General features: G+C 48.7%; 1 protein-coding gene. It reads right to left on the bottom strand.

What is annotated here, in order from left to right:
- Positions 1-752, bottom strand: a 752-nt coding sequence (locus tag R8O11_RS27160) for an aminopeptidase P family N-terminal domain-containing protein (protein WP_318194869.1), incomplete at both ends; no start/stop codon positions are given.

Below are 752 nucleotides of genomic sequence, written 5' to 3'. Positions count from 1 at the left end.
GTGACCGGGCAAGGCATTGGCTTTAGTGAAAGGTTCTGCTCAATGGAGTTAACCAACAAGCTGTCGGTATAAACCGGGCTAAAAGCAAGCGACAAGCCTTCACATTGCTGATTCAAATACTGACTGACGTACTCGTAGTGACGAACGCTCACACCTTGCGCAGTCAGCTTCTTCTCTATCTCGGCTGGTAACTTTTGTTTATCGATGAACGCCGTCGCGCGGTCTCGCTCGACAATAAGGTAGGATTCTGAAACCGGGCAGTAAAGCGTGTCACCGCCACGAATATTCAGTGTCCACATCACATCGTCAAGGGTTGAAACCAATAAACAGTCCGCATGGTTTTCATTGAGCCATTTACGAATATCTGCGAGTTTTTGTTTGGTTTCTACACCAGAAAACGCAACCGGATGGTCAAAAATTTCTGCGCTCGGTCTGCTCGGGCGGTCAGTCCAGATTGGCGTTATCAGATCGAGGTCGAGAACAATCTCGATGTTCTTTGGCTCAAGCGCTTGTTTAAGTTCTTGGTAAAATGCGTAGCTGATCGAGCGTCCATCCACGGCAATCGCGCTGTTTTCGTCGAGGGTATTCGCAAGCCATTTAGGAATGGTGGGGGTTTCCGGCTGACGCGCTTTGAAAAGGTCTAACCCTGTTCCATGTAATTGTTCTTCTGCTTGAATGTAGTAGCGACCATCTGTCCACAATCCACCGCCTTGTTGAGTTATGACGACATTACCAGCCGAGCCAGTAAAGCC

The organism is Vibrio sp. 1288 (assembly GCF_033344475.1).
The sequence above is the reverse complement of the archived record's forward strand: the minus strand, read 5'-3'. Positions and strand labels throughout refer to the sequence as shown.